Raw genomic sequence first — 24,989 nt, 5'->3', positions numbered from 1 at the left:
GCGAGGAAGGTATGCATCAGCTCGTGTGAGCCATGCCGTTGGGGTCGGGAATCAGCTAGTTGGAGTAGAAGCGTTGCTGGATCAGCTCGCGGCTTGCGCCGGCCGCTATGAGCAGTGTTAGGAGGAGCCTTGCCTTGCAACCGTCAAACACTCCGGCACTCATGAGGCCGGAGGCGAGAAGATCTCTCTCGGACCCCGGGAATGCGTAGGTTGTCCGGTAGAGTTCGCCCGCTCCAGTGCGGGAGGCGAAAATAACAGGTACGTTTACAGCGGTCCTCTTGAGTGCCTCTACGATTTTGGCGGGGACGTGGCCGCCTCCAAAAACTTCGACGATGATGCCGGAATATCCAAGATCAACTGCACTTTCCAGCAGGTCTGCGTCCGCATCCAGACCGAGCTTGAGCAAAGCGACCCTCGGCAGAGGGGCTTGATCGGCCCCAAGATTTACGGCCTCGGTCTTATGGCGCGGCACGAGGGGAATGTGGACTCTGTCTTCGTTCACCCAACCGATGGGACCCGCGTTTGGAGAACGGAACGCCGCCGTGCTGGACGTGTGGGTTTTCCGGACATACCGGGCAAGGTGAATCTCGTCATTGAAAACTACCAGCGGGCCAAGGCCATGAGCCAGAGGGCTTGCCGCTGTCCGGACAGCCGCCAGGACGTTGGCGGGACCGTCCGCCCCCGGGAGGCCGGCATTGCGCATAGCCCCGGTCAGTACGACGGGAATGTCCGTGTGGAGCACCAGATCCAACAAGAAGGAGGTTTCTTCCAAGGTGTCCGTGCCTTGGGTTACGACTACGCCGTCGAATCCGTCAACTGCCTTCTTCTCGATGAGTTCGCCGAGTTCCAGGATGTCGGTGATTGTGAGATCCCCTGACGGGTAGCGGCGGAACGAGGTGGGAACGAGTTCGGCCAATTCAGCAACCTGCGGCACGGAGGCGAATAGATCAGAGCCCGACAGTCGAGGGATGGCATCTCGTCCGTCAGCGTTGGGAACGGACGCGATGGTCCCGCCGAGAGTAAAGAACGCGATTTTCGGGAGTTGAGATTGCACGAGAAGTCCTTGTTGGTAGGCATAACGCCCTGGGTGGTAGTGGATTAGGGGTCAAATGGGCCGGGCGCAGGTCGTGGTCTACAGTTCCAGTTCCCAGTCCTTGATGTTGGCTAAGGGCCCGAACAGAGAGGCATCCAAGTCTGCGGACAGTTCCCTACCTGTGAGGACACGTTGTGGCCAATCACGGTTTGCGAGGGCGGGTTTCCCAAGTGCGACAAGCTCTGCCTGACCACTCCGGATCAGGTCGGCGCAGTCACTTGGGTGGTCCAGGTTGCCGTTGGCGATAATTGCCACACCGCTGTGGTGTGCAGCTAGTTCGGCGAGTGTCTGCTGATGGCCGTGGAATGCGGGATCAGTGGCCCTGTATTCAGTGGTATGTATGAAGTTGACCCCAGTTTTTCCAAGGGCGCTGAAGATGGCCTCGGCTTCGCCCGGACCACCACTCCACCGGTGTTCGTTGTCGCTGACTTTCCCCTGTGAAATGCGGATGCCTACAGCCATGTCTCCGCCGACGGCTTCAACGACCTCGTGGCAAACCTCGGCGGCGAACCGTATCCGTGCCGTGGGCGAGCCACCGTATTCGTCCGTGCGTTGGTTGAGGTAGTCCGTGAGGAACTGATCGATCAGGTATCCGTTGGCACCGTGGATTTCTATGCCGTCGAAACCTGCATCCCGGGCAAGGAGGGCTGCGGAGACGAAGCCCTGTTTCGCCTCTTTCAGTTGTTCGCGAGTGATTTCGAGCGGCTGTCGATACGGACCTTCACCGCGGTACATGCTCAACTGGGTGCCTTTGGGTGCTACAGCGGATGGGCCAATCGTAGCTTCGACATATCTGTTTCCCTGCGATTGGCTGCCGGCGTGCATGATCTGTGCGAATACACGTGTCCCTTGCTTGTGGATCTTGCGCAGCACCTCTTTCCAAGAGTTGGCATGTTCCGGAAGAGCCATTCCCGGCTGGTAAAGGTAGCCTTGGCTGTAATTGGTATCGGTGTAGAGTCCCTCTGTGATGATGAGCCCGAACCCACCGGCCGCGTACCCCTCGTAATACGAGGCCATGACGGGCGTCGCTTCGCCGCTCTCGGCAGCGCTGACACGGGTCATGGGTGCTACAGCAAGCCGATTAGCTAACCGAACTGGACCTAGTTCGTACGGTTCAAAGAGGGGAGAGAGTGCGGTTGCTCCTGTAGGCATCGTGATCTCCTGGCTTCGCACGGATTGATGGTGTAGTGAATTGGGTTGAGGGTTGCCAGGGTGGCGGAATATGAGCCGCCGCCCTGGCCAAACCGTCTAGGGAAGGTCGCGATCGAACGGGTATCGGGCATTGGAGTCGAACGGGAAGCGGCGGCGGAAATCTTCGGCAACGTCCTCAAAGGGTTCGAAACTGACTCCGTCGTGCTTCAGGATGTGTTCAAGCAGGCGTTCCAGCATGAGCAGAACCTGAGGACGGCCCGAGACGTCCGGGTGAATCGTGATGGGGAAGATGGCGTAGTCGTATTCGCGGTACACCCAGTCGAACTGGTCTTTCCACATCTGCTCAATGTCGCGAGGGTTGACGAAGCCGTGGCTGTTGGGGCTTCCCTTGATAAACATCATGGGAGGAAGGTCGTCCACGTACCAGTTGAAGTTGATTTCGACCAGATCAATTTCCTTGCCGCGCACGAGCGGCTTCATCCAGTGGTCTGCCGGTTTGGTCAAATCAATCTTCGTCCAAGAGTCACCCGTACGGGCGTAGAAAGGCTGAAAGTCGTGGAACGCCTGACTGTGGTCGTACCGGAAGCCGTTCTTCAAGAGTAGGTCTGTGGTGACTGAGGACAATTCGCACCAGGGGGCGATGTAACCTCGGGGTGCCTGCCCTGAGAAGCCCTTGATCAACTCAATCGACTTATTCAGGACGTCTTCTTCCTGCTGAGGGCTCATCAGGATGGGGTTTTCGTGAGAGTAGCCGTGGGCTGCCAGTTCGTGTCCAGCGTCAACAATTTGCTCAATGCGGTGAGGGAACGTCTCAATCGAGTGCCCAGGGGCAAACCAGGTGGTCTTGAGGTCGTACTTCTTATAGAGATTTAGCAACCTTGGAATCCCGACCTCGCCGGCAAACATGCCGCGTTGAATGTCTGCCGGGGAGTCCTCCCCGCCGTAAGAACCGAGCCAGCCGGCTACGGCATCGATGTCGGCCCCGATGCAGACCTTGATCTCTTTCGTCATGACATTTCCTTAGTGTGTCTCGCCTACCAGCGCGCGCTGGGGCTCTTCTGTGACGGCGGCCCACCGTACTGCTGCTTGCGTGCCGAGCGGCCTCGATTTTGTACCTAGGGGTGTTGGCCCTGGGTGCTCCAGGCTGCGTGATGTGAACCACGCAATCCATTGCGTTGATACTAGGTGTCTTGAGTCACAGGCGTCAAGAGGCTTCTCAAAGGGGTTTTTTATTAGGCGGAAGTCCCCGGGGTGTATTGTCCTGCAAACCATTGCGTGAGAGCCTAGATGAAGGCAGCTTGAGGATCCGATAAGGTCGACCCAAGCAAATCCAACGAGAGGGCGGCCATGACGTCGAAGGCGACAATGGAGGAGATTGCCCAGCGTGCCGGGGTTCACGTTTCTACTGTTTCGCGGGCCCTCGGTACCGACAAGACCGGGGTTGGAAGCAAGACTGCGGACCGCATCCGAGCAATTGCGGCCGAGATGGGCTACCAACCGCATCCGGCAGCGGCTGAGCTGAGAACCGGAAAAAGTGGATTGCTGGGAGTGCTTGTGCCGGACTTGAGGGACATGGTTCTTTCCGAAATCTACGCTGGCGTAGATGCGGGAGCCCATGAGAAGGCGTACAGCACCTTTGTTTCGAACACTCAGGATGGCATCGAACTTCGCCGTAGTAAGCTCGAGGAGTTTCTGGCGCGGCGGGTCGAGGGCATAATTCTCGGAGACGCGAGGCTTGATGGGGATGAACTGGTTGAAACCCTCAAGCGGCGCAGGCTTCCCTATGTCTTGGTGAACCGCCGTTTGCGGGGCCATCCTTCCGTGACCACGGACGACATCCTTGGTGGTTCGCTGGCAGCAGAGCACCTTCTGGAGCTAGGCCATGAACGTGTGGCGATCGTGGCCGGGCCCAGTTTTGTCAGCACGTGCACCGAGCGTACGCACGGATTTGTACAAAGGTATCTTGAGCGTGGAAAGCTGGTGGCGGATAGCTCGATCGTCCACTCTGGCGCCGATGTATCCGGCGGATATGAAGCCGCGGCAGCCATCCTCGACCGTCACCCCGAGACGACTGCAATCTTCGCCATAAATGACTTCGCAGCCATAGGCGTGATGGGGGCAATCCGGGATCACGGTGCCAAACCGGGTGAGGACATCGCGGTTGTAGGCTTTAACGACGTCGCGTTAGGGCAGTTCTTGCCCGTTTCCTTAACGACGGTCAGATCGCCGATGTTTGAGATGGGGCGGCTCGGCGCGCGAATGCTAATTGATTTGATCGGAGGCGGGTCTGTGGAACCATTGCTCCTCAAGCCAGTGCTCGTACCACGGCAGTCGACCATTGGAGCTACAAACCGACTGCAGTTGAAGACGGGGCGTTCCTGATGTGCGGCGGGTGTGGGGCAGGTCCGCAGAAAGTGGACTGGTTTAGCGCAGGGGTGCCATTGACGCCGGCTGCCAAACTTCAATCCCTCGCCAGACTGGCATCGGCAGCCAACCTCATCCTGGGTTCGAGGGGACTGCGATCTACCGCTGATCAGAGTTCCAGGTCGGTTTCACTGTCAACCAGCAGCGGCCGTACTGCTGTCGTAAACAACCCGTCGGACCTCTGCCGCAGTGCCAGCGTGCTCCTGGGTGGCCCATTTGACCCTCTTGCCGTGGACGAGGCCATTGGCGGGGGAGACGGTGGGCATGAAAGATGATTCACGTCACCGTCGTTGGTGGTTTCCTCGGAGCCGGGAAGACCACCTGGTTGTCGCAACGCCTCCTCGATGAAGGGGACTTGTTAGCCAACTGCAGCGTCGTTTCCAACGACTTTGCAGCAGAAGGAGTTGATAACTGGCTCCTTGCCGCCGAAAGTCCCCATGTAATGCCTGAGGTACTTTCCATAACGGGTGGCTGCATCTGCTGTGATGCCAGGGAGGAGCTGTTGCATTCCTTAATTGCGCTCACCGAAGTAGGACACCGCAAGGGGGAAAGCGGCCTCGCCAGAATATTCATTGAGACTTCAGGTGTGGCCGATCCTGTGGCCGTAGTTCAGCACATCGCAACTCACCCCGTTCTCCGGCACAACATGATTGTTGATGAGTTCGTCTGTGTGCTGGATGGCGCCACGGGGAGGGCGCAACTGCTTCAGGGGCGCATCCAAGCGGACCAGCTCTCCACTGCCGACAAGATAGTCATCACAAAGGCGGACGTCGCCGATCCGCGGAATTTGTTGCAACTGCAGGCTCTGGCCGCGAGCGCTGCTCCTGCCGCGGACGTGCACGGATCAAGCTACGGACGTCGGCACCCATTACCCGTTGCGCAGGAGCATGATCCCGTGCCCCAGCTGGTCCAGGACAGCAATCCGCGAGGGTGGGAAACACCGACTGCAACAGTCCTGTTTCTCTCACCCGGAGTCATCTGGGAAGAATATGCTCTTTGGTTGGAGATGCTCCTGAGCTCGAGGTCTGAGCAAATTCTGAGGACGAAGGGCACCATCATGACGCCGCGCGGACCGATTGTCCTGCAATCGGTCGGGGCAGTCATTCAGCAACCGATCTCCGCTCCGGACATTCCTCGTACAGCCAACGGCTCGACAAGCATGGTCTTCATTACCCGGGGCTTTGATCCTGGCCTGCTCGAAGCTTCTTTGGCGCGCTTCGTCCCATCTGCAGCCATTGCGCGCGGGAAGTCTGAGTGACATGACAACAGCTTGGTAAGAGCTGGCGTCACGCGTGTGACGCCGGCTCTGATGTAGAGACACGTGCATGAGGCAGTGAAATTGGGGGAGGCTCTTGCTGAGGCAACTCGTTGCGTTGGCGCTATCTGAGGGCAACCACGTGGTGCGCATAGAAGTGGCCGGCCCCCGGCGGGAGACCAGCCACTTATGCAGTGATGCTCTACTATCGCGATTTTCCGGAAGCGACCGGGCTGAGGACGGAGGTTTCGGTGCTGTGACCACCGCTGACCGAAGGGACATAACCTGTGCCCGGATCGGCCGGTTCTAGATCTGCCTCAAGGCTGGAGTTCCTTGACGGTTCCTTGACCATGAATGAAGCAATTAGAGTCAGAGCGATGCAGCCTGTGACGTACCAGAAGAATGTGGTTTCCATCCCGGACTGCTTCAGTGCCAGCCCGATCGGCTCAACGGTTCCGCCGAAGGAGGCGGCAACGAGTGCGTGCGGTAGTCCGACGCCTAGTGCACGGACTCTAGTGGGGAACATTTCAGCTTTAACGATTGAAGCGCAGGCGGTGTAGCCGGAGACGAAGATCAGGCAGAGCATCATCAAACCGAAGGCGGCGAACACGTTCGTGGTGTCTGCAAGGATTGTAAGGACAGGTACGGTGACGATCGTGCCGCCGATGGAGAAGAACAACATGACCTTACGGCGTCCGTAGAGGTCCGACAAGCCGCCAGCGATCGGCTGCAAGAACATGAAGATGAACAGTGCCACGAAGCTGATGACGCTGGCGTCTTCCTTGGCGATGCCGGAGGTGTTGACCATGTATTTCTGCATGTACGTGGTGTAGACGTAGAAGCTGACTGTCCCTCCAATGGCCAGGCAAAAGACGGCGATGAGTTGCTTCGGGTACTGCAGGAGAGCCCGAAGGGAGCCGACAGGCTTCTTTCCGGTGGACTCGGTTTCGGCATCGCTGCGGGCCTTCTCCAGCTTGTAGTGCTCGGATTCATCCATGGAGCGGCGGAGGACCATGACCACCAGACCGGCGACGGCGCCGATGATGAACGGAATACGCCAGCCCCATTCGCCCATCTGTTCGGGAGTCAGAATGCGCTGCAGCATGATCATGACCAACAGGGCGGATAGCTGGCCTACGATGATCGAAACGTACTGGAAGCTTGAGAAGAAGCCCCGGCGTCCCGGGGTCGCCACCTCAGAGAGGTATGTCGCACTCGAACCGAATTCCCCGCCAACACTTAGGCCCTGGATAAGCCGTGCCAACACCAGGATGATAGGTGCCCAAATGCCGATGGTTTCGAAGGACGGAGTAAGGCCGATCATTAGCGAGCCGCCGCTCATTAGCAGGACGGAAGCTGCGAGGGCGTTCCGGCGTCCATGCCGGTCTGCGTACATGCCAAGCAACCAGCCGCCGAGGGGGCGCATCAGGAAGCCGACGGCGAAAACGGCTGCGGTGGACAGCAACTGGGCAGTGGCGTTCCCGCTGGGGAAAAACTCGGCAGCGAAGTAGATGCTGAATGAGGCGTAGACAAACCAGTCGTACCACTCGATCAGGTTGCCGAGGCATCCCTTCACCACGTTGCTCACTACTCGTGATTTGGCCGGTGCGGTCTGCGTGTTTTGAGTGTTCACTTGAACTCCTTCGTTCTAGTCGGCGGCGCTTGGCTTCTGGTGCCGCAGCCGCCGGTTCGGGGCTCTCGCCCTGGAACTACCTCCAATGTGTCTCAGGTCACCCTGTGTGAACAGCGAATCTGTGTTTTCTTAGCGGTCCCTTAAGACGGTTCATCCTGGATGGGCATGCATACGAAAATGCCGGGCCCGCAGAAGGTGCGGACCCGGCATGACCTGAAGGTCTCAGGAGGTTATACGCGGGCCAGGCCCGGCGACTCGTCGCGGGTTCCTTCAGCGGCGACGCGCTCGTCAAAGTGGGCTGCCAGAAGCTCGCCTGAGTGCATCAGGTGCGCCTCCATCTCTGTTCGCGCCGTTTTAGCATCCTTCGACCGGATGGCTTCCAAGAGCTTAGAATGGTCGTCCACAGTGGCCTTGGGCCACCCTTCAATGCTCGAGTAGAACCTGCGGGGAACATAGCGGGAAACGAGGCCCATGGCCCAAATGATCTTCCGCGAGTCAGCGAGGAGGTTGATCTCCCGGTGGAAGGCATGGTTCTTCTCTTCCAACAACGCGTCGTCGTTGCGTGCCGCGGCAGCGATAAGTTCATGATGCAACGCTTCCAGCTCAGCCAAATCCTTTTCAGTTGCGTTGTGCGTAGCACGTGCCGCCAGTTCCCCACCGATGAGAGCCTGCACCCGAAAGATATCCCGGATGTCCTCACCGGTCAGCGGCGCCACTTGGAAGCCCTTCCGGGGTACCAGCTCCAGAAATCCCTCGACCCGTAGGGATTGAAGCGCCTCCCGGACCGGGGTGGTGGAGATTTGGAGGGACTCGGCCAGGACCTCTGGCCGGACTTGGGTTCCAGGCCGGAGGCTGCCAGACATGATGAGGGCGCGGACGTAGGAGGAAGCCTCGTCGCTCAGTTGCGGACGAACACGTTTGCGCTCATTCATAGTTATGTCACTTTCTGCTTACTACATCCAAAACTACGGCATTTCCCAGGAAGTATTGTCGCAGCTTTCGTACAGGTTATGGCGCGTCGGACGCTAGGCATGGTTGCGCTTGTACGCCTCGGCCGCTCCTGGATGCAGGGGGATCCCGGAGGTGTAGATCAGCGAACGGGTGTCCAGGAACTGAATGCCGACAGCTCCCGGGGGTACCAGTTCCGCGGATCTCGTAACCAGGACGTCGACAATCCTGTTGACGACGTCGTTGGGAAGGTTTGGTCTGGCCAGGAGGATGGTTGAGATTCCCACCGAGGCGATTTCTGTTCCTGAGGCGTAGAGGCTTTTCGGAAGTGTCACCGGCTGGTACACGGGACCGTACTGCGCTTGGAGCGCCCGCTGTTCAGCGCTGAGGTCGAGCAGGCGGATCCCTGACGAAGGACCACGGCCGGTACTGGCTTCCATTTGGGGATGGGGCACTCCTCCCGCGAATAGCGCGGCCTCGACGTCACGAGTGGCAAGGGCATCGAGCACCCCTGTGATCGGCACTTGGCGGATAGTCACCTCGGATTCTTTGATGCCTGCCACCTCCAGGAGGAGACGGCCGGCCCGGATAGTGGCGGAGCTCGCGCCCAAGCTGATGACCTTTCCTCTCAGCTGGGAGACGCTGCGCACGGACGAATTGCCGGCGACCGCGAACTGTAGGTAGTTCAGGTACAACCGACCCACGGCCTTTAAATTCTCGCGTTCAGGCAGTGCGACGTCGGCCAGGACCAAAGCGAAATCGAGCCTGCCTGCAAGAACGCTGTCCAGGTTCTCCACCGAGCCATCAGTGATTTTGGGTTCCAACGTGAACCCAACGCCCGCGCGAGCTACGGCCGCAGTCAGAGATTGGCCAAAATCGTAGAAGAAACCCCGGTTCTCTGCCGTGCCGAATGTAAACTGACGTGTTGGTGCGCTGCAGCTTCCCAGTAGACCGCCCGCGGTAGCGGCAGCAGTGGCCGTGAGAAGCCGCCGTCTTGATAGTTGTTTGCCGGAACTATGAATGAGATTCATGGGCTTGTCTGCTCGTTCGCAGAAGCAAGCGTCAGCACGACGGTGAGACCGCCTCCGGAAGTTTCATGCGTCGTGACGCGGCCGCCATTCCGCTCGATCAGGGCCTCCACAATGGATAGGCCCAAGCCGGTACCGCCGGGCCTGTCCGGCTGATTGGAAGTTCCGCGGAAGAACCGCCTGGTGATTAACTTCAGTTCGCTCGGCGGTACACCGATGCCATCGTCAGCAACCGCGACCATGACCCAACCGTCATCTGCGGGCCTCACTGAAACGTTGACAGTGGCGCCTTTGCCGGCGTACTTGCAGGCATTATCCAGCAGCACGTCGAGGCTTTGTTCGAGGTCGCCAGTACTGATACCGGCCGCGATCGCGGCAGGGGAGTCTTGAACTTCCAGAGTGACCCCTGCGACAGCTGCACTTTCCGCCCAATAATCTGTCCGCTCCTGAGCCACAGCCGAGGGCACACAAACTTCTTGAACCTGTTGCCGGGCGCGCGGCGTCTCTGCCACGGACAAGGCCAAAAGATCGTCAAGGATTTCCTCCAAGCGGAGAGTTTCACCGAGAGCCCGCCGGTAGCTCTTCGTGCCATCCCTACGGACCTGAGGCTCCAAGAGGTCGAGGCGCATTTGGAGAGCCGTGAGAGGATTTCGCAATTGGTGGGCTGTATCGGCCACCAGCCGGCTTTGGGCGTCCGCCGAGGCGTGAACAGTCGTGGCCATTTTTTCGAAAGCTTTTGAGAGCAATCGAAACTCGGGAGGCCCACCGGCGGCGTGCTGGGGCGGCGGCGCGGCGTCACTGCTGGCGGGCTTGGCGACAGGAAGGCTTTCCGTCAGTTCCTGCATGCGCTGGCTGACTTTGTCCAAGGGCCGAAGGATCCACCGGCTGACAGCCAAAGCCAGGAGGCTGAACACTGCCACCGCCGTAATGGACCCTGCGACGATGAGCAGCCACATCCGCAGGATCTCGCCCCGGGGGCCGTCTGTGGAAGCAACAATGACCACTGCCCCGTTGACTTGAGCGCCGGAACCAATCGGCTTGGCGAAGACGGTTGACCTGGAGCTCCAAGGAGTGAGAAGTTCTAGGCCGGACGAGCGTTCGTTGCGCAGCGCTCGGCCGACGGCTGCAGAAACCTCCGGATCTTCCAGTGTGGTTCCCACTACCTGGGGGGAAGCACCCCTGGTGGAAACTACAGCGACAGCATCACCATAGAGGCTGTTGTAGGCCTCAATCTCTTCCAGGACCAATCCGGAACCGGCATTTCGAACATAGTTGTCGGCTAGGTCTGCGAATCGCTGAAGATCGCCGTCCCGGCTGAGGACAAACTGTCGCGTGCGAAGGTCCGCGGACGACAGTGCCAAGGGAACTGCGAATCCTGCCACCACGATTGCTCCGAGGATGGCGAGGACCAACAGCAGCCTGGTTCTCACTGTTCGCCGGTCCAGCGATACCCATACCCGCGGATGGTCTCAATTAACCCCGGGCGCCCGATCTTGGACCGAAGGGCAGTCATATGGACATCCAGTGAACGCGAGACAGTGACAAACGCGTCGCCCCAGATGTGGTCCATCATGTGCTGTCGACTGACGGCGGTTCCCGGGCTCTCCACCAGCATTGCCAGCAGCTGGAACTCCTTGGTTGTCAACTGGATCTGCTCTTCGCCCACTTCCATCGTTCGCCCCGAAAGGTCGATTGTGACATCGCCAAACTCGCGAAGATGAGTCGATGTAACGGAAGCCCTCTGTGCCCGGCGTCGGATAGCCTCAATCCGGGCCAACAGCTCAGCGACACGGGCCGGTTTAACCAGGTAGTCGTCGGCCCCGTTCCGCAAACCCCGTACCACCGACCGTTCATCGTCCCGCGCAGTCAACACGATGACGGGTACCGCTGATACCTGACGTAGGCGCCTGAGAACTTCGATTCCGTCCATGTCGGGGAGGCCGAGGTCCAGCAGGACAAGGTCGAAGTCCGGGTGGCGGGTCAACAGCTCGGTGCCCCGGGCCATGCGGTGGGCCGTGATCCGGTTAGCTTTCAGCGCGTCCACAAGCGCGCTGGCAACGCCGTCGTCGTCTTCGACAACGCCTATCCGCATGTATCGGGTTCCTTTCGCTGGTTCGGGCGGTGCAGGATTTTCCCGCACCGCCCCACCTTCTTCTCTTTGTTACTCTAGGCGCCCCGCTCGGTCAGGACGAGGCAGGATTGCTAGCGGATCCGGAAATCGACGACGCCGGGCTGGGCTGCCGCGGTCAGCAGACGGTCCTGGGCTGCTTTGTGCTCAGCGGAGTAGCCTTCGGCTGGCGAGGCGGCCTCAGGTCTGCCGACGTAGCCCAGACGGAACCGGCTGAGACCCATCTTGAGAAGTTTGGGCAGGACATAGGTCCAGGCACCCATGTTTTCGGGTTCCTCCTGGACCCATACGATTTCTTCCAGGCTGCCGGCGGCCGCCACTTCCCGCATGATTTCCTCGTGGGGGAAGGGGTACAGCTGCTCCAGGCGGAGAAGCCGTACGCCGCTGTCCAGGCGTTCTTTGACTTCAACGCCAACCTTTCCTGTGCACAGGAGAAGCCGGGTAGCTTCGCTGCTCGGTGCGCCGCTGGCCAGTACCGGACGAAATGCGGCGTTCGTAAAATCTTCGACAGCAGATTTGGCAGACTCGGCCCGCAAGAGCGACTTGGGAGTAAAGATGATGTGTGGTCGGGGTTCGTCCATCGCTGCCGCGGCCACCAGCGCGTGGAAGTATTGGGCGGCTGTTGTCGGAATGAGGATACGGGCGTTGTCCCTGGCGGCGAGTTGGAGGAACCGCTCGAGGCGTGCCGAGGAGTGTTCCGGACCTGCGCCTTCCCAGCCGTGGGGGAGCAGGGCAACGAAGCGGCTGTCGCGTCCCCATTTGTCGCGGCCGGCCATGATGAACTGGTCGAAGATTACTTGGGCCACGTTCACAAAATCACCGAACTGTGCTTCCCAGAGCTGCAGGGAGTCTGTGTTGGTTCGGCCATAGCCGTACTCAAAGCCAACGGTCGCCACCTCAGTCAGAGGCGTGTTCGCCACCAGGAAGGGCGCGTCGTTGAAGGTGAGGCGTTCGGTCTTTTCGCCGGTCTTGGCATCGTGGACGACGATGTGGCGGTGGCTGAAGGTTCCACGCTCGACGTCTTCACCGGTGAGACGCAACGGTACACCGGCACTGTTGATGAACTTTAGGGCGAGCAACTCTGCTTGGCCCCAGTCGACACGGAAGTCCTCCTGGCGCAGGGCCAACTTCTTGTCGAACTGGCGTTTCAGCTTGGGGTGTATCGCTACATCGTCGCGGGCTTCCTCGGAGGCGTCCAGAACATCGGTGACCCAGGAAGCAGTGATGGCCTTCAACTTTTCCAGGGTCGACTGACGCGGCGCGAATTCCTGGTTGACTACCGTGTTGAGATCGAAGGCCCGGGCCTTTTCCAGAGCGTTCACCAGGTGCTCTTTTGCCGATGCCCGTGTTCCGTCGACGTACCCCTCCTGAACCAACCCCGCTTTGGTCAACGTCCCGGCGTAGATCTCGTGAACCGGTGAGTGCTGATCGATGTCGTTGTAGTAGACGGGTTGGGTGTAGCGGGGCTCGTCGGTCTCGTTGTGTCCGTGCCGGCGGTATCCCTGGACGTGCAGGACAATGTCCGTCCCAAATCGTTCGCGGTATTCGAAAGCGATGCGGGCGGCTACGAGGTTGGCGTCTACGTCGTCAGCGTCTGTGTGGATGACGGGAACGTCGAATCCTCTGATCACGTCGGACGGCCAGGCTGTGGATCGTAGCTGGAACGGAGTAGCCGTGAAGCCCAGACGGTTGTCCTGAACGATGTGGATGGACCCGCCCACGTTGTATGGATCAAGACGCTGAAGGTTGAAGGTCTCGTAGACAACGCCCTGCCCGGTGAAAGCTGCGTCGCCGTGGAGCAGGATTGGCAATACCTTGCGATGCGCTTCCTTCGGAGTCAGGCCGCCAGCGACCAAATGGTCCTGTTTCGCCTTGACGGCTCCAAGTGCCACGGGGGAAACGAACTCGAGGTGGCTGGGATTCTGCTCCAACGTGACTCCAATGGATGAACCATTGATGTCCGTGAAGGTGCCGGTCCCTCCGAGGTGCTGGCGGACGTCACCGGAGCGTGCGAAGCCGGTGGAGTGTGCCGTGGGAAGGAATTCGGCAAGTATGCGCTCCATTGGCCACTTAAGGACGTGGGCCATGATGCTGAGCCTGCCCCTGTGCGCCATACCCAGTACGGTTTCGCTATATCCCTTGCCTGCCGCCTCGCCTGCCATCTCGGCGAGGGCGACGACTGTGGATTCAAGACCCTGGACAGAGAGGGTCTTTTGCCCAAGGAACTGTGTCTGCAGGTAGCTTTCGAAGACATCCAGTTCGGTGGCAAGTTTCAACGCTTGGACGCGTCGTTCAGCCGCGGGCTGCGGCGTGCCGTTCCTCAGCAGGTCAGCGATCCAGTCGCGGGCTTCCGGATCGGAAAGATCTGAGAATTCGATCTCGACGCCGTCGGGCAGCCAGGAGCCCTCGTCGCGTGCACGTACGGGCTCGAGCCGCGCAACGCCGGCCCCGCCGGTGGTGTTGAACTCCGCCAGGCGCACGTGGTCGTCTGTAGAGGTGTCGGTGGGCAATTCCAGCAGCGGGTCGGACTCATTGTGGAGCAGTTCCCCCTCAAGCTGTGCAAGGAACTCTTGTGAACGAAGGTAGTTTTCAACCGTCCCGAGGAAGCTCCCGGAGTCGGCACCTTGAATTGCGCGGTGATCGTAACTGGAGGACAACGTCAGCACGGGATCCACGGGGTGGGTGGCGGCGAGCGTCTCAAGTCCGGCGGGAATCGCAATGGCCCCGGCAGCTACGATGATGCCGGGGCCGGCCGGAAGCAGCGGGACGCCCGTGGTGGAACCGAACCTCCCGGTGCTGGTGAGTATCAGGGACGCGCCCCGAAGTTTATTGACGGCAATGGAGCCGTCGCGGCATTCCTGCGACAACTGGCCCAGCTCCTGGACGAGGTCCGGAAAGGTCAGAGCTCCTGCATTGCGGATGACGGGAACCATGATTGAGTGCCCGGCGGCCGTTTCGATGTCCACGGCAACGCCCAGGTTCACAGTGCCCTCCTGGACCAGGACGAGGTCGGTTCCGTCCTGTTCGATGCGTTGCCGCACGGCGGGCACGTCCTGCTGGGCAGCACGTGCCATGGCCGTGGCCAGTACGGCCGCAATGGGGACATTGAAGCCTTGGCTCCGAAGCCGTTCGCGCCACTTCATGAGCGCCGAAACCTCGAACGTCCTGATCGTGGAAGCAGTGGGGATGCCAAGGCTGGCTTCCATGTTGCGGGCAAGGGCGGCGCCTCGGCCGCGTAGGACTTTGCGGGTGTCAGCTGGAGTCCCCGAACTGGGGTCTGCCGGGCTGGATTCGGGGCTCAGGTTCTGAAGCATGTGGTCGTCTTTCGTGGTGCGGATCGAGAGCCTGATGCCGGGAATTCGATCAGGCAGGCTTAGGGTTGTATTCCATCGTCCTTGTTATGGAAGAATGCCACCAATACTTTTGCGTGATGGTTCCATGCCATGCTGTTATTGCTCGTCCGAAGTTCTGAAAGAACGGAGATCAAATGGAGATGCGGCAGCTTCAGGCGCTGTTGGCCGTGGCAGATACGGGAAGTGTTACCCGGGCTGCGGAACTGCTACACGTCGTGCAACCGGCGGTGACGCGGCAGATCCACAATCTCGAAGCTGAGCTGAACGCCACCCTGTTTGACCGGAGCCGGACTGGAATGCGCCTCACCGACGTGGGCATCCAGGTGGTGGACCGGGCGCGTCGGGCGTTGTCAGAGCTTGACCGGGCAAGGGAGGAAGCCCGGTCCTCGGCGGCCGGGTTGCACGGTATTGTCACCGTAGGCCTCCTTGCCAGTACCGCCACTTTGCTCGCGGTTCCCTTTGTTGCTGCGGTTGCTGAACGGCACCCCGCTGTACGCCTGCGCGTAGTGACCGGTTACGGTGGCCATCTCAGCAGGTGGCTTGAGGCAGGCGATGTCGACGTCGCTCTTACTTACAGCCAATCGTCGGCGGCTCCGCTGGAGGTGACCCCAATCCTGGAAGAAGACCTTTGGGCCGTCGCTCCTCCGGGGATAGCCCACGTCCCCGAGGCGGGAGTGGAACTCCGCGATCTCCTGCGGCGGGCGCTGGTGATGCCCAGCGCTCCGCATGCCATACGGTCGTTGGTGGAAACGGCCGCTGCCCGCATCGGGGGCTCCCTGGACATTGCCGTGGAAACCAACGATGCGGGCGTCCAGAAGCAACTTGTCCAAAGTGGAATCGGTTGGACGGTCTTGCCGGGGATTATGGTCGCAGAGGACGCCGAAGGCGGTGTCCTTAACTCAGCGCCCATTGTTGAGCCCGGTATTCCCCGAAAAATCGTCCTTGCGCGGCCCTCCAGTATGCGGTCGACTGCTGCCGTCCGCATGGTTGCCGAACTGCTCCAGGAGACCGTGTTGGACCTCATTTCAGCAGGCAAGTGGCCCTCGGCCCGCTTGATCGGATGACGCTTCGATCAGCCAAACCTCACAGCTCGCCCTAGTTGCCGCGGTGTAATCCAGACTTCGAACCTGTCTGCCGCGGAAAACAATTCACGTTGGTGTGTGCCATCGGCGGCCAGCCACACTGCGGACGGCTCGGACATCGCCTTCTCCACGACGCCGATGCGCACTACGTGCTGACCCTGCCGGATTTCCACCGTGGCACCCACTAGCCGGCTCCAGCATCTGGAGTTGTCCACTGCCAGCAGCCCGGCCTAGTAAGAGCGTGGCAGGCCAAGGACCTTCGTGGCCACGAAGGACTTGATCATGTTGTTGTTGACCGGTGCCACCTGGAACATGCGGGTTTCCCGGAACTTGCGTTCGACGTCGTATTCATCCACGAAGCCGTACCCGCCATGGGTGTCCAGGCATGCATTGGCGGCCGCCCAACTGGCTTCCGAAGCCAGATGCTTCGCCATGTTGGCTTCGGCGCCGCAGGGTTCGCCGGCATCGAAGAGGCGTGCTGCTTCGTAGCGCATCATGTCTGCGGCCCGGACCTTCATGTAGGCGTCCGTGATCGGGAATTGCACGCCCTGGTTTTCGCCCACCTTGCGGCCAAACACTGTCCGCTTGTTGGCGTACTCGACAGCCCGTGTGGTGAACCAGTAACCATCGCCTATGGCTTCGGAAGCCAGCAGGATACGCTCAGCATTCCAGCCATCAATGACGTATCGGAAGCCCTTGCCGACCTCACCGATGACGGCGGACGCCGGGACACGCATCCCCTTGTAGAAGATCTGGTTGGTTGCGTAGTTGAACATGGTGCGGACCTTGACCACTTCAAGCGTTTCGGGCTGTTCCGCGCGGACCTGACGAAGATCTACCAGGAACAAAGTCAATCCATGCGTCCGGTCAGCACCCTTGCCCTGCGGTTTCTCCGAGGTCCGGGCAAGGACGAACGCCAGATCTGATTCGTCTATCCGGCTGGTCCAGCTCTTGTGACCAGTAATGACGTAGTCGTCGCCGTCTTTGACGGCAGCCGTTTCGATGCTCGTGGTGTCTGAGCCTGCGGCGTCCTCAGTGATGGAGAAGGCCTGAAGCCGCAGGTCACCGGAAGCGATGGCCGGAAGATATGCGTTCTTCTGGGCTTCGTTTCCGTGTCGAAGAAGCGCGCCCATTGTGTACATCTGGGCGTGGCAAGCCGCCGAGTGCCCTCCGGACTTGTTGATTTCCTCCATGATGACGCTGGCTTCCGTCAGGCCAACTCCGAGTCCCCCGTACTCGGTGGGGATAAGGGCTGCCAGCAGTCCTTCCTTGGTCAGTCGATCCACGAATTCCTGAGGATACCTGCGGTTACGATCCGTTTCCCGCCAGTACTCGTCCGGGAACAGGGCGCAGAGTGAGCGGGTTTTGGCGCGCAGCTCGTCAACTGTGGTTTGGACGGTCATGTGATGCTCCTTAAGGTTTTCCGGCTAGTGCGTCGTTGCAGCCTGAAACACAGAATACAGAATATATTCAGAGAAACACAAGGGGTATGTATGAAAACACTGGGCGCTGTCGAACGGTAAAAACATTGACTTTTCGGGACTCAAGCAGCGATTCTTGATCTAGGCACGGAATATATTGAAGTCTGTGTGCCCTGGAAAAAGCCTGACCCCCAAGAAGTCGAAGGAGACTAAACATGACCGAAGAAGCAGCGTCTGCAACAACGACATCCACCCGGGTTGTCCCTGGATGGACGGGCAGGCTGTTCGAAGACTTCTCGGCCGGAGACATCTACTACCATCCGTTTGGCAAGACCGTGACGGAGGCCGATAACCAGTCGTTTACGCTCATGACGCAGAATGTGGCCAAGACGCACATCGATCGCAACTTCGCAGCTGCCACAGAGTTCGGCCTGCCGTTGGTCAACTCAACCTTCACCTTGGCGCTGGTGACAGGTCAGTCAACGATCGACCTCTCAATGAACGTCTTCGCCAACATGGGTTGGGACGAAGTCCGGATGCCGAATCCTGTCTATGAGGGCGACACCATTTACTCCCGTTCCAAGGTCCTGTCCGTAAGGGAATCGAAGTCGCGTCCCAATCTGGGTTTGGTCACGGTTGCTACGGAGGGTTTCAACCAGGACGGAAGGATCGTCATCACGTACCGCCGCACCTTTATGGTTTACCGGCAAGGGCACCTGCCCAGTGTGGAATCAGCACGGCCCGATGAATCGACACTTCCCGACCACGGAGACTTCCAGTGAGCGGCGGTACCACCGCGGTGGCGGGCAGCGACGTCGTCGCTGCGGCAGTAACAGCGTTGTTCGTGCCAGGAAACCGACCGGAGCGCTTTGCGAAGGCAGCCGCAGCGGGTGCCGACGTCGTGATCATCGATCTTGAGGACGCAGTTTCCGCAGCGGACAAAGCAAAGGCGCTTGCCGCCGTCGTTGATGCCCTGGCAGACGGCGGGCTCCGCGCCTTGGTGCGCGTGAACGGAGCCGATGAGCTGACCCACGACGCCGAGATCGCCGCGCTGCTGGACCTCACCAGCCGCCCGGATCACGGATTGCTGGGACTTGTCCTGCCGAAGGCGGACGATCCGGCCCGGCTCTCGTTGTTGAGACAACGGCTCCCGGAGGAGCTGGCCCTGATGCCGTTGATCGAATCCGCCGCGGGAGTTGTTCACGCGCTGGAGTTGGCAAGGGTCCCTGGAATCACCCGATTGGCTTTCGGAGCCATCGATTTCGCCCTGGACATTGACGCATCGGGGGAGGACCGATTCCTGGACCATGCCCGTTCACAGCTTGTCCTGGCCTCGCGTGCGGCGGGCATCGCGGCTCCGCTGGACTCGCCGTGTGTCGAGATTCACGATCAGCACACCATAGGGGAGTCCGCCAGCCTTGCGCGAAAGTTCGGCTTTGGGGGAAAGCTATGCATCCACCCACGTCAAGTGGGCTTCGTCTCGAGTGCATTCGAGCCCTCTGAAACTGAGGTTGCATGGGCGTTATCCGTCGTAGGGGCAGAAGGATCGGCCGTACAGGTGGGCGGGCAAATGATCGATCGCCCGGTCACTGACCGGGCAAAGCGGATCCTGGCGAAAGCCGGAAAGGGACTCTGATGGGACGCTTACCTTTGGAAGGCATCACCGTCGTTTCTCTGGAACAAGCCGTAGCCGCTCCCTTTGCAACGCGGCAACTCGCTGATCTCGGGGCACGGGTCATAAAAATCGAACGTGACGCCGGCGACTTCGCCAGGGGCTATGACACCAAGGTTGATGGCATGTCCAGTTACTTCGTGTGGCTGAACCGAGGCAAAGAGAGCGTGGTTCTGGACCTTAAGTCCGCTGATGGACTGTCCGCGTTGAAGGAACTGGTTTCCAGGGCAGATGTGTTGGTCCAAAACCTTGCCCCGGGCGCAGTCGAAAGACTGGGATTCGGACCTGATGAGGCATTGGCGCTCAACCCCAAGCTGATCCATGTATCCATCTCCGGCTACGGCAGGGGAGGTTCCCATGAACAGAAGAAGGCGTACGACCTGCTGATCCAGTGCGAATCCGGGATGCTGAGTGTCACAGGCGCTCCTGACAGTCCGGCGAAGGTCGGAGTTTCCATTGCCGATATTTGCGCTGGTATGTACGCCTACACCGGTATCTTGACATCCCTGCTGAGCCGCAGTGTCACGGGCCGGGGCGATGTGCTTGAGGTTTCGATGCTTGAGGCCTTGGGTGAATGGATGAGCCAACCCTACTTCTACGCTGAATATGGGGGCGCTCCGCCCGCCCGGAGTGGTGCGCAGCATGCAAGCATCGCCCCTTATGGTCCCTTCGAAGCCAGCGACGGGACAGTTTTTCTCGGGATCCAGAATGAGAGGGAGTGGGCCGTTTTCTGTGCCAAGGTCCTAGACCGCCCGGATTTGGCCGAGCATCCCCGTTTCTCCAGCAACAGCCTCCGGGTGGAGAACCGTGGAGAGCTGCATGAAGCCATTAATGCGGTTCTCAGTGGAATGAGTGCAGAAGCCGTCACTGCTGGCCTGGACCACGCCGGGATTGCGAACGCCCAGCTCAGGGATATGCACGGATTTTCCCAGCACCCGCAACTCCTGGAGCGTAACCGTTGGCGGGACGTGGAGTCACCGATTGGCCCAGTCCGTAGCCTCATCCCGCCCGTGACCTCGCGGGAACTGGGCTTTCGCATGGCGGCCGTTCCGGCTTTGGGGGAACACACCGGAAAAGTCCTGGCTGAACTGGGGATGTCCGCGAACACTCGCTAGTGGATCCGTACGGGGACGGAGGCCGTCCGGGCTATGCCCGGACGGCCTCGGCGTTGTTCGCCGCAGTATAGTCAAGTTCATCGATCAACCGAGGGAAAGCGGGAAGCCCGACCAACCCTCGCCTCGCCTAGACCCCTCTTGCTGCAAGCACTTGCCGTGTGTCAGGCACGTCCCTGCCGCCAGGGTGATCTGCTGGCTTGACCCCGCCGCTGGACTTTAGTGCCGACCGCAGCCGCACTTCCAACAGCTTGGCGATGCCCGCCAGCACCAGGCACAGGCTGATGTAGATACTACCCACCACTATTGCGGCAGGGATGATCGGTGAAGAGTAGCTGGCGGAGCTTCCCACGAGCTTTCCCAAATACAGCAGTTCTTGGTATGTGATCACAAAGCCCAAGGCCGTGTCCTTGAGCACCACCACCATTTGGGCAACGATGACGGGGAGCATGGCCCGGACAGCTTGTGGAAGCAAAACCAGCCGCATGACGGCAGTTTTCCGGAAGCCGAGTGCATAAGCCGCTTCGGATTGGCCTCGCGCTACGGCCTCGACGCCAGTCCGGAAAACCTCCGCCAGCACAGCACCGCTGTAGACCGAAACTGCGGTCACCACCGCTGTGAATGGTGTCACCCATGTTTGGCCGATGACAGGCAACCCGTAGTACATGATCATCATCAGGACGAGTACGGGAATCGCCCGGAGGATTTCGGTGACGAACGCGAACGTTCGGCTTAACCAACGGTGGTCGGACATCCGGCCGAGAGCCAGCCCAAATCCAATCACGAGGCTGATGATTGCTCCCAGCCCAAACGCCATCAGTGTTCGTAAAGTGGCACCTCCGATTTGGTCCCACACCTGCGGGTAGGAGAAGACGCGCCACTTTTGCTCACTGAATTGGCCGGTTGCCCCAAGGCGGCAAGCAACGAATGTGAGCACTCCTGCCACCACGAGCACGGCGACCGCCGCCAGCAAGCGGTTGCGAACGATGGCCTTGGGACCCGGGACGTCGGAAAACACACTGCTCATCGAATGATCCTCCATTTCTTCTCGAGAACCCGCTGTACAAGTGACAAGACAGTGACCATCAGAACAAAGATGAGTGCGACCCATAGGAGGACACCCATGGCATTTTCGCCCCGTTCACTGAGGTTTGCCCTGACTGCACCCAACTCCAGGACAGAGAAGCCGGCAGCAATGGTTGTCATCTTCAGAATTGCAATGAGGGCACTGATCAAAGGTGGAACAACTGACCGGAACGCTTGCGGGAGCACCACAGTTCCCATTACCTGGCCGAACGTCATGCCAAGTGCGCGGGCTGCTTCTGCTTGGCCCGCCGGGATGGTGTTGAACCCGGACCTCAGTACCTCCGTGACGTACGTTGCTGCGTAGAGCCCAATGGCAGCTATGGCCAGTGCTGTGTAGTCCATGCGTGGCAGACCCAACGAGGGATAACCGAACACAAAGAGGAAGAAGACGAGAGTCAGCGGCGTATTGCGCACGATGTTTACGTAGGCTGTGCCAATAGCCCGCGCAGCCGGAACGGAAGACACCCGCATGACACCCAAGACCGTGCCTAGGACCAAAGCTATTCCGGCGCCTCCAACGAACAGCAGGACCGTGTTCCAGAGTGCCTGACCCCAGAGATCGAAGTTCTCAGTGATGATGGTCATTGGAGCGGTGGCCTAGTAGTTGTTGACTTGCGGTTGCTCGCCGGTCTTGCCGGTTTTTCCGAGCGTGGCTTCGTAGATCGATGACCACGTACCCTGACCGTTGGAGAACATCGCGTTGATTTCCTTGCGCAAGCTTATGTCCCCCTTTGGCAGTCCCACGCCGTAGAGTTCCGTACTGAAGGTCTCGCCAACCACCTTCAATTTCTCTGGATCCTGGGAAGCGAACCCCAGTAGTTGGGCTTCATCAGCCGTCATCGCGTCTACTTGGCCAGCTTTCAGGGATTCAACACATTGGGAATAGGTATCGAATTCTGTTGTCTTAACCCCGGGGAAGTTTGCCCTGATGTTCTGGATCGGAGTACCGCCCGTGATGGAGCAAACGTTCACACCAGGTTTAAAGTCCTCCTTGGCCTTGATTTTGTCGTTCTGCTTCTGGACCAGAATGCCTTGGCCCGTCCTGAAGTAGGGCCCAGCGAAGTCCACAGCGAGCTTGCGCTTGTCCGTTATGGAGTACGAACCGACGTAGATGTCAACGTCCCCGTTGGCAAGCGCTTGCTCACGGGCCACTGAGGGAACTGCCTTGTAAGAAATCTTGTCCTGACCGAACCCGAGAGTCGCGGCGGTCCATCGTGCAATTTCGATATCGAAACCGCTTCGCTCACCGGTGACAACGTCCAAATACCCAAAACCGGGCTGGTCCTCTTTCACACCGATGATGATGTTTCCCCGGTCTGCCGCGCGCTTGAGAGTCGGGCTGTCCTGGGGCGTCACCGATGAGGCGACGGCATACGACGGTGCGGCGGAACCGGCGGCGTCAGGGGAACTGTTCGCTGCGCCTGCGCAGCCGGACAGGGCGAGAAGTGCTGCGGCGCCGACCGCTAGCGTGACAGAGGCCTTGAACATGGTGTTGCTCCTTAATAGAGGGGTGTTTGTGACCGCACGGAGGGCGCGCAGGATCACCTTGGCGTGGGGGTGTTCCGGGGATTACTCCCCGAGTGAAAGGAAGTCGAGTGGCCTAGTGAGTGATCAGCTTCGAAAGGAAGTCCCTGGCCCGGTCCGTTTTGGGGGTGGTGAAAAAGTCTTCGGGTGCTTGGTCTTCAAGAATCTCGCCATCGGCCATGAAGACCACCCTGTCTGCTGCCTTTCGGGCGAAACCCATTTCATGAGTGACCACGATCATGGTCATTCCCTCGGCGGCGAGCTCCACCATGACGTCCAGGACTTCGTTGATCATCTCGGGGTCAAGCGCCGAGGTTGGTTCATCAAAGAGCATCACCTTGGGGTCCATGGCCAGTGCCCGTGCAATGGCAACTCGTTGTTGTTGGCCACCTGAGAGCTGGGCGGGGAGCTTTGAGGCTTGGTGGCCCACACCGACTCGTTCCAGTAACTGGAGCGCTTTGATTTCAGCGGCCTTTTTGCCCATTTTCTTTAGCCGGATCGGGCCGACAGTCACATTGTCCAGCACGCTCATGTGGGCGAAGAGGTTGAAGGACTGGAAAACCATGCCAACGTGGGATCGCAGCGCAGCAAGTCCCCGTCCCTCGCGTGGAAGTTCCTTTCCGTCCACTTCGATGACTCCGGAGTCCACTGCTTCGAGACGGTTGATCGTCCGGCAGAGGGTTGATTTGCCGGACCCGGAGGGGCCGATGAGTACCACCACTTGCCCCTGGTGGACCTCCAGATCGACATTCTTGAGGACATGGAGTGGCCCAAAGTGCTTGTTCACTCCGTGAAGAGCGACCATGGGCCGCGCTGTCTCGCGGGCAACGGTGCTCTGACCGGAGGGGGACGCGTAGGAATTGTTCAAACTATTTGCCTTGCTACTTGATCTAACAGGGATGGATCATGGGCCGCAGTTGAGGATGTGCGAGCAAACGGACGGCTCTGGCGTCATTGCCAATGTCAAGTCGCTCCCGCTCCGAAGGACGGCGGTGAACCGGGTTGTTGTTTCCTTTTCAGCCTAGAGAGCTGGTGACATGGGTCACCATAGTTTTGCCATGCCCGTCCGTGGTAGCAGATATGCCGGATGCTTATATCGCAGGAATCCGGCAGCAGGAGTGGTCGGGAACCATCGATGTAGGGTGGGAAAAGAGGCGGTGGAAAGTTTGGATTTAAGGGAACTGCAGACATTTCGTGTTGTCGCGGAGATGGGGAGTCTGACAAAGGCGTCGGATTACCTTCATGTCGCACAACCCGCGTTGAGCCGCCAGGTCAAGCTGCTTGAGAAGGAACTTCGGACCGCACTTTTTACCCGCGATGGCAGGGGCATGCGCCTTACTCCTGCCGGTGAGCTACTCTTCGAGCGAACTGCTGGATTGATTCGCGATGTGGACCGTCTGCGTGACGACCTTCGGTCGTTCTCTTCGGAACCCACAGGCCACGTTCATCTGGGTATGATGCCCACAGTCAGTACGCTGGTGGCAGCCTCAGTAGCGCGCCGGGTTTTGCTGGACTTGCCTGGGGTGCAGCTCCGGATGTCCGAGAGCTACACGGGCCATTTGGTGGAATGGCTGCACCGCGGCCAATTGGATGTCGCCATCCTGTATGGCCCCAGCGCTGGTCTCCACCTCCCGAGCGAATCGTTGGGAAAAGAGGATCTTGTGGCCGTCGCAGCCGCCGGCGGAGTGCTTAGCGACCGGTCACATGTGACGCTGGAGTGGTTACTCGCCCACCCTTTGGCATTGCCGAGTGAGTCGCACGGGCTCAGGCGCATCATTGAAGACGCCGCGCTTGAGGTTCATCGGCCCGTGAAAGTCGCCTTGGAGGCCGACTCGTTCAGAATCCTTGTGGATCTGGCGGTGCAGGGTCTTTGCCTGACCGTGCTCCCACTATCTGCGGTCCGATCGGAAGTCGAGGCTGGAGTCCTCGAAACAGCGCGTGTGGAAAGTCCTGGCTTGAACCGGGAAGTGGTGATGGCCTGGGCGGGAAACGGCTCACCATCAGTAGCAGCGGCGGCCGTTTCGACGGTCCTTCGTGAAGAAGTTGCGCGCATTCTCGGAGCTTCTTGATTCTCCCAT

At 59.6% G+C, this 24,989-nt stretch carries 21 protein-coding genes; 7 read left to right on the top strand and 14 right to left on the bottom strand.

From position 1 onward, the window contains the following. Positions 1-55: 55 nt before the first annotated feature. From ACIPY2_RS06200 to ACIPY2_RS06190, 3 genes are all read right to left on the bottom strand, one after another. Positions 56-1,054 carry an asparaginase gene (locus tag ACIPY2_RS06200; RefSeq protein ID WP_400265488.1) on the bottom strand — a complete coding sequence of 333 codons (999 nt, stop codon included), beginning with the start codon at positions 1,052-1,054 and terminating at the stop codon, positions 56-58. Positions 1,055-1,132: 78 nt separating this feature from the next. After that, on the bottom strand, positions 1,133-2,245 hold the full coding sequence (locus ACIPY2_RS06195; protein WP_400265487.1) for an NADH:flavin oxidoreductase: 1,113 nt from the start codon (positions 2,243-2,245) through the stop codon (positions 1,133-1,135). Between the two features lie 96 nt (positions 2,246-2,341). Beyond that, on the bottom strand, positions 2,342-3,256 hold the full coding sequence (locus ACIPY2_RS06190) for a polysaccharide deacetylase (protein WP_400265486.1): 915 nt from the start codon (positions 3,254-3,256) through the stop codon (positions 2,342-2,344). A 354-nt stretch (positions 3,257-3,610) separates the two neighbouring features. Here ACIPY2_RS06190 and ACIPY2_RS06185 point away from each other — a divergent pair, with 354 nt between their 5' ends. Continuing rightward, positions 3,611-4,627, top strand: a complete 1,017-nt coding sequence (locus tag ACIPY2_RS06185) for a LacI family DNA-binding transcriptional regulator (RefSeq protein WP_400265485.1) — start codon at positions 3,611-3,613, stop codon at positions 4,625-4,627. A 313-nt stretch (positions 4,628-4,940) separates the two neighbouring features. Next, a complete protein-coding gene (locus tag ACIPY2_RS06180; RefSeq protein ID WP_400265484.1) occupies positions 4,941-5,927 on the top strand; it encodes a CobW family GTP-binding protein in 987 nt (328 codons plus the stop codon). Between the two features lie 202 nt (positions 5,928-6,129). On the opposite strand, the gene ACIPY2_RS06175 is transcribed toward ACIPY2_RS06180, so the two are convergent. From ACIPY2_RS06175 to ACIPY2_RS06150, 6 genes are all read right to left on the bottom strand, one after another. Further along, the gene (locus ACIPY2_RS06175) at positions 6,130-7,557 is read right to left on the bottom strand and encodes an MFS transporter (RefSeq protein ID WP_400265483.1); all 1,428 of its coding nucleotides are present in this window, start codon (positions 7,555-7,557) and stop codon (positions 6,130-6,132) included. A 230-nt stretch (positions 7,558-7,787) separates the two neighbouring features. After that, complete coding sequence (locus ACIPY2_RS06170; RefSeq protein ID WP_400265482.1) at positions 7,788-8,489, bottom strand: GntR family transcriptional regulator; 702 nt, start codon at positions 8,487-8,489, stop codon at positions 7,788-7,790. 93 nt (positions 8,490-8,582) lie between these two features. Next, a complete protein-coding gene (locus tag ACIPY2_RS06165) occupies positions 8,583-9,536 on the bottom strand; it encodes a TAXI family TRAP transporter solute-binding subunit (RefSeq protein ID WP_400265481.1) in 954 nt (317 codons plus the stop codon). After that, on the bottom strand, positions 9,533-10,963 hold the full coding sequence (locus ACIPY2_RS06160; protein WP_400265480.1) for a sensor histidine kinase: 1,431 nt from the start codon (positions 10,961-10,963) through the stop codon (positions 9,533-9,535). Before ACIPY2_RS06160 ends, ACIPY2_RS06165 begins: the two co-directional genes overlap by 4 nt. Further along, positions 10,960-11,625 (bottom strand): response regulator transcription factor, encoded by a 666-nt coding sequence (locus ACIPY2_RS06155; protein ID WP_400265479.1) that lies wholly within the window; start codon positions 11,623-11,625, stop codon positions 10,960-10,962. The genes ACIPY2_RS06160 and ACIPY2_RS06155 overlap by 4 nt, the downstream gene beginning before the upstream one ends. Positions 11,626-11,735: 110 nt before the next feature. Further along, entirely contained in the window at positions 11,736-14,975 is a 3,240-nt protein-coding gene (locus ACIPY2_RS06150) for a 2-oxoglutarate dehydrogenase E1 component (RefSeq protein WP_400265478.1), read from the bottom strand. A gap of 173 nt (positions 14,976-15,148) precedes the next feature. Here ACIPY2_RS06150 and ACIPY2_RS06145 point away from each other — a divergent pair, with 173 nt between their 5' ends. Further along, entirely contained in the window at positions 15,149-16,078 is a 930-nt protein-coding gene (locus ACIPY2_RS06145) for a LysR substrate-binding domain-containing protein (RefSeq protein WP_400265477.1), read from the top strand. Between the two features lie 248 nt (positions 16,079-16,326). Here ACIPY2_RS06145 and ACIPY2_RS06140 read toward each other — a convergent pair whose 3' ends face one another. Further along, positions 16,327-17,499, bottom strand: a complete 1,173-nt coding sequence (locus ACIPY2_RS06140) for an acyl-CoA dehydrogenase family protein (protein WP_400265476.1) — start codon at positions 17,497-17,499, stop codon at positions 16,327-16,329. A 233-nt stretch (positions 17,500-17,732) separates the two neighbouring features. On the opposite strand from ACIPY2_RS06140, the gene ACIPY2_RS06135 reads away from it, so the two are divergent. From ACIPY2_RS06135 to ACIPY2_RS06125, 3 genes are read left to right on the top strand one after another with little or no spacing between them, the layout of a single operon-like run. Next, a complete protein-coding gene (locus ACIPY2_RS06135) occupies positions 17,733-18,299 on the top strand; it encodes a MaoC family dehydratase (protein ID WP_400265475.1) in 567 nt (188 codons plus the stop codon). Beyond that, a complete protein-coding gene (locus tag ACIPY2_RS06130; protein ID WP_400265474.1) occupies positions 18,296-19,153 on the top strand; it encodes an HpcH/HpaI aldolase/citrate lyase family protein in 858 nt (285 codons plus the stop codon). Before ACIPY2_RS06135 ends, ACIPY2_RS06130 begins: the two co-directional genes overlap by 4 nt. After that, positions 19,153-20,304, top strand: a complete 1,152-nt coding sequence (locus ACIPY2_RS06125) for a CaiB/BaiF CoA transferase family protein (protein ID WP_400265473.1) — start codon at positions 19,153-19,155, stop codon at positions 20,302-20,304. The genes ACIPY2_RS06130 and ACIPY2_RS06125 overlap by 1 nt, the downstream gene beginning before the upstream one ends. Positions 20,305-20,431: 127 nt before the next feature. Here ACIPY2_RS06125 and ACIPY2_RS06120 read toward each other — a convergent pair whose 3' ends face one another. The 4 genes from ACIPY2_RS06120 to ACIPY2_RS06105 all read right to left on the bottom strand — a co-directional run bounded on the left by ACIPY2_RS06120 (position 20,432) and on the right by ACIPY2_RS06105 (position 23,716). Further along, positions 20,432-21,328, bottom strand: a complete 897-nt coding sequence (locus ACIPY2_RS06120; protein ID WP_400265472.1) for an amino acid ABC transporter permease — start codon at positions 21,326-21,328, stop codon at positions 20,432-20,434. After that, positions 21,325-21,972, bottom strand: coding sequence for an amino acid ABC transporter permease (locus tag ACIPY2_RS06115; protein ID WP_400265471.1), 648 nt, complete (start codon positions 21,970-21,972; stop codon positions 21,325-21,327). Before ACIPY2_RS06115 ends, ACIPY2_RS06120 begins: the two co-directional genes overlap by 4 nt. 12 nt (positions 21,973-21,984) lie before the next feature. Beyond that, a complete protein-coding gene (locus ACIPY2_RS06110) occupies positions 21,985-22,875 on the bottom strand; it encodes a glutamate ABC transporter substrate-binding protein (protein ID WP_400265470.1) in 891 nt (296 codons plus the stop codon). A 112-nt stretch (positions 22,876-22,987) separates the two neighbouring features. Beyond that, positions 22,988-23,716 carry an amino acid ABC transporter ATP-binding protein gene (locus tag ACIPY2_RS06105; RefSeq protein WP_400265751.1) on the bottom strand — a complete coding sequence of 243 codons (729 nt, stop codon included), beginning with the start codon at positions 23,714-23,716 and terminating at the stop codon, positions 22,988-22,990. Positions 23,717-23,948: 232 nt separating this feature from the next. Here ACIPY2_RS06105 and ACIPY2_RS06100 point away from each other — a divergent pair, with 232 nt between their 5' ends. Then, positions 23,949-24,980 carry a LysR family transcriptional regulator gene (locus ACIPY2_RS06100; RefSeq protein WP_400265469.1) on the top strand — a complete coding sequence of 344 codons (1,032 nt, stop codon included), beginning with the start codon at positions 23,949-23,951 and terminating at the stop codon, positions 24,978-24,980. Positions 24,981-24,989: the final 9 nt, after the last annotated feature.

Origin of the sequence: Paenarthrobacter sp. NPDC089675 (assembly GCF_044749185.1) — a bacterium.
In the GTDB taxonomy this organism is placed as follows: domain Bacteria; phylum Actinomycetota; class Actinomycetes; order Actinomycetales; family Micrococcaceae; genus Arthrobacter.
The sequence above is the reverse complement of the archived record's forward strand: the minus strand, read 5'-3'. Positions and strand labels throughout refer to the sequence as shown.

Coding starts and splice junctions, on each gene's coding strand:
- ACIPY2_RS06110 (WP_400265470.1), bottom strand. CDS start 22,875: ATGTTCAAGGCCTCTGTCACGCTAGCGGTCGGCGCCGCAGCACTTCTC.
- ACIPY2_RS06180 (WP_400265484.1), top strand. CDS start 4,941: ATGATTCACGTCACCGTCGTTGGTGGTTTCCTCGGAGCCGGGAAGACC.
- ACIPY2_RS06165 (WP_400265481.1), bottom strand. CDS start 9,536: ATGAATCTCATTCATAGTTCCGGCAAACAACTATCAAGACGGCGGCTT.
- ACIPY2_RS06195 (WP_400265487.1), bottom strand. CDS start 2,245: ATGCCTACAGGAGCAACCGCACTCTCTCCCCTCTTTGAACCGTACGAA.
- ACIPY2_RS06125 (WP_400265473.1), top strand. CDS start 19,153: ATGGGACGCTTACCTTTGGAAGGCATCACCGTCGTTTCTCTGGAACAA.
- ACIPY2_RS06145 (WP_400265477.1), top strand. CDS start 15,149: ATGGAGATGCGGCAGCTTCAGGCGCTGTTGGCCGTGGCAGATACGGGA.
- ACIPY2_RS06190 (WP_400265486.1), bottom strand. CDS start 3,256: ATGACGAAAGAGATCAAGGTCTGCATCGGGGCCGACATCGATGCCGTA.
- ACIPY2_RS06115 (WP_400265471.1), bottom strand. CDS start 21,972: ATGACCATCATCACTGAGAACTTCGATCTCTGGGGTCAGGCACTCTGG.
- ACIPY2_RS06105 (WP_400265751.1), bottom strand. CDS start 23,716: ATGGTCGCTCTTCACGGAGTGAACAAGCACTTTGGGCCACTCCATGTC.
- ACIPY2_RS06135 (WP_400265475.1), top strand. CDS start 17,733: ATGACCGAAGAAGCAGCGTCTGCAACAACGACATCCACCCGGGTTGTC.
- ACIPY2_RS06155 (WP_400265479.1), bottom strand. CDS start 11,625: ATGCGGATAGGCGTTGTCGAAGACGACGACGGCGTTGCCAGCGCGCTT.
- ACIPY2_RS06185 (WP_400265485.1), top strand. CDS start 3,611: ATGGAGGAGATTGCCCAGCGTGCCGGGGTTCACGTTTCTACTGTTTCG.
- ACIPY2_RS06150 (WP_400265478.1), bottom strand. CDS start 14,975: ATGCTTCAGAACCTGAGCCCCGAATCCAGCCCGGCAGACCCCAGTTCG.
- ACIPY2_RS06140 (WP_400265476.1), bottom strand. CDS start 17,499: ATGACCGTCCAAACCACAGTTGACGAGCTGCGCGCCAAAACCCGCTCA.
- ACIPY2_RS06170 (WP_400265482.1), bottom strand. CDS start 8,489: ATGAATGAGCGCAAACGTGTTCGTCCGCAACTGAGCGACGAGGCTTCC.
- ACIPY2_RS06120 (WP_400265472.1), bottom strand. CDS start 21,328: ATGAGCAGTGTGTTTTCCGACGTCCCGGGTCCCAAGGCCATCGTTCGC.
- ACIPY2_RS06100 (WP_400265469.1), top strand. CDS start 23,949: ATGGGTCACCATAGTTTTGCCATGCCCGTCCGTGGTAGCAGATATGCC.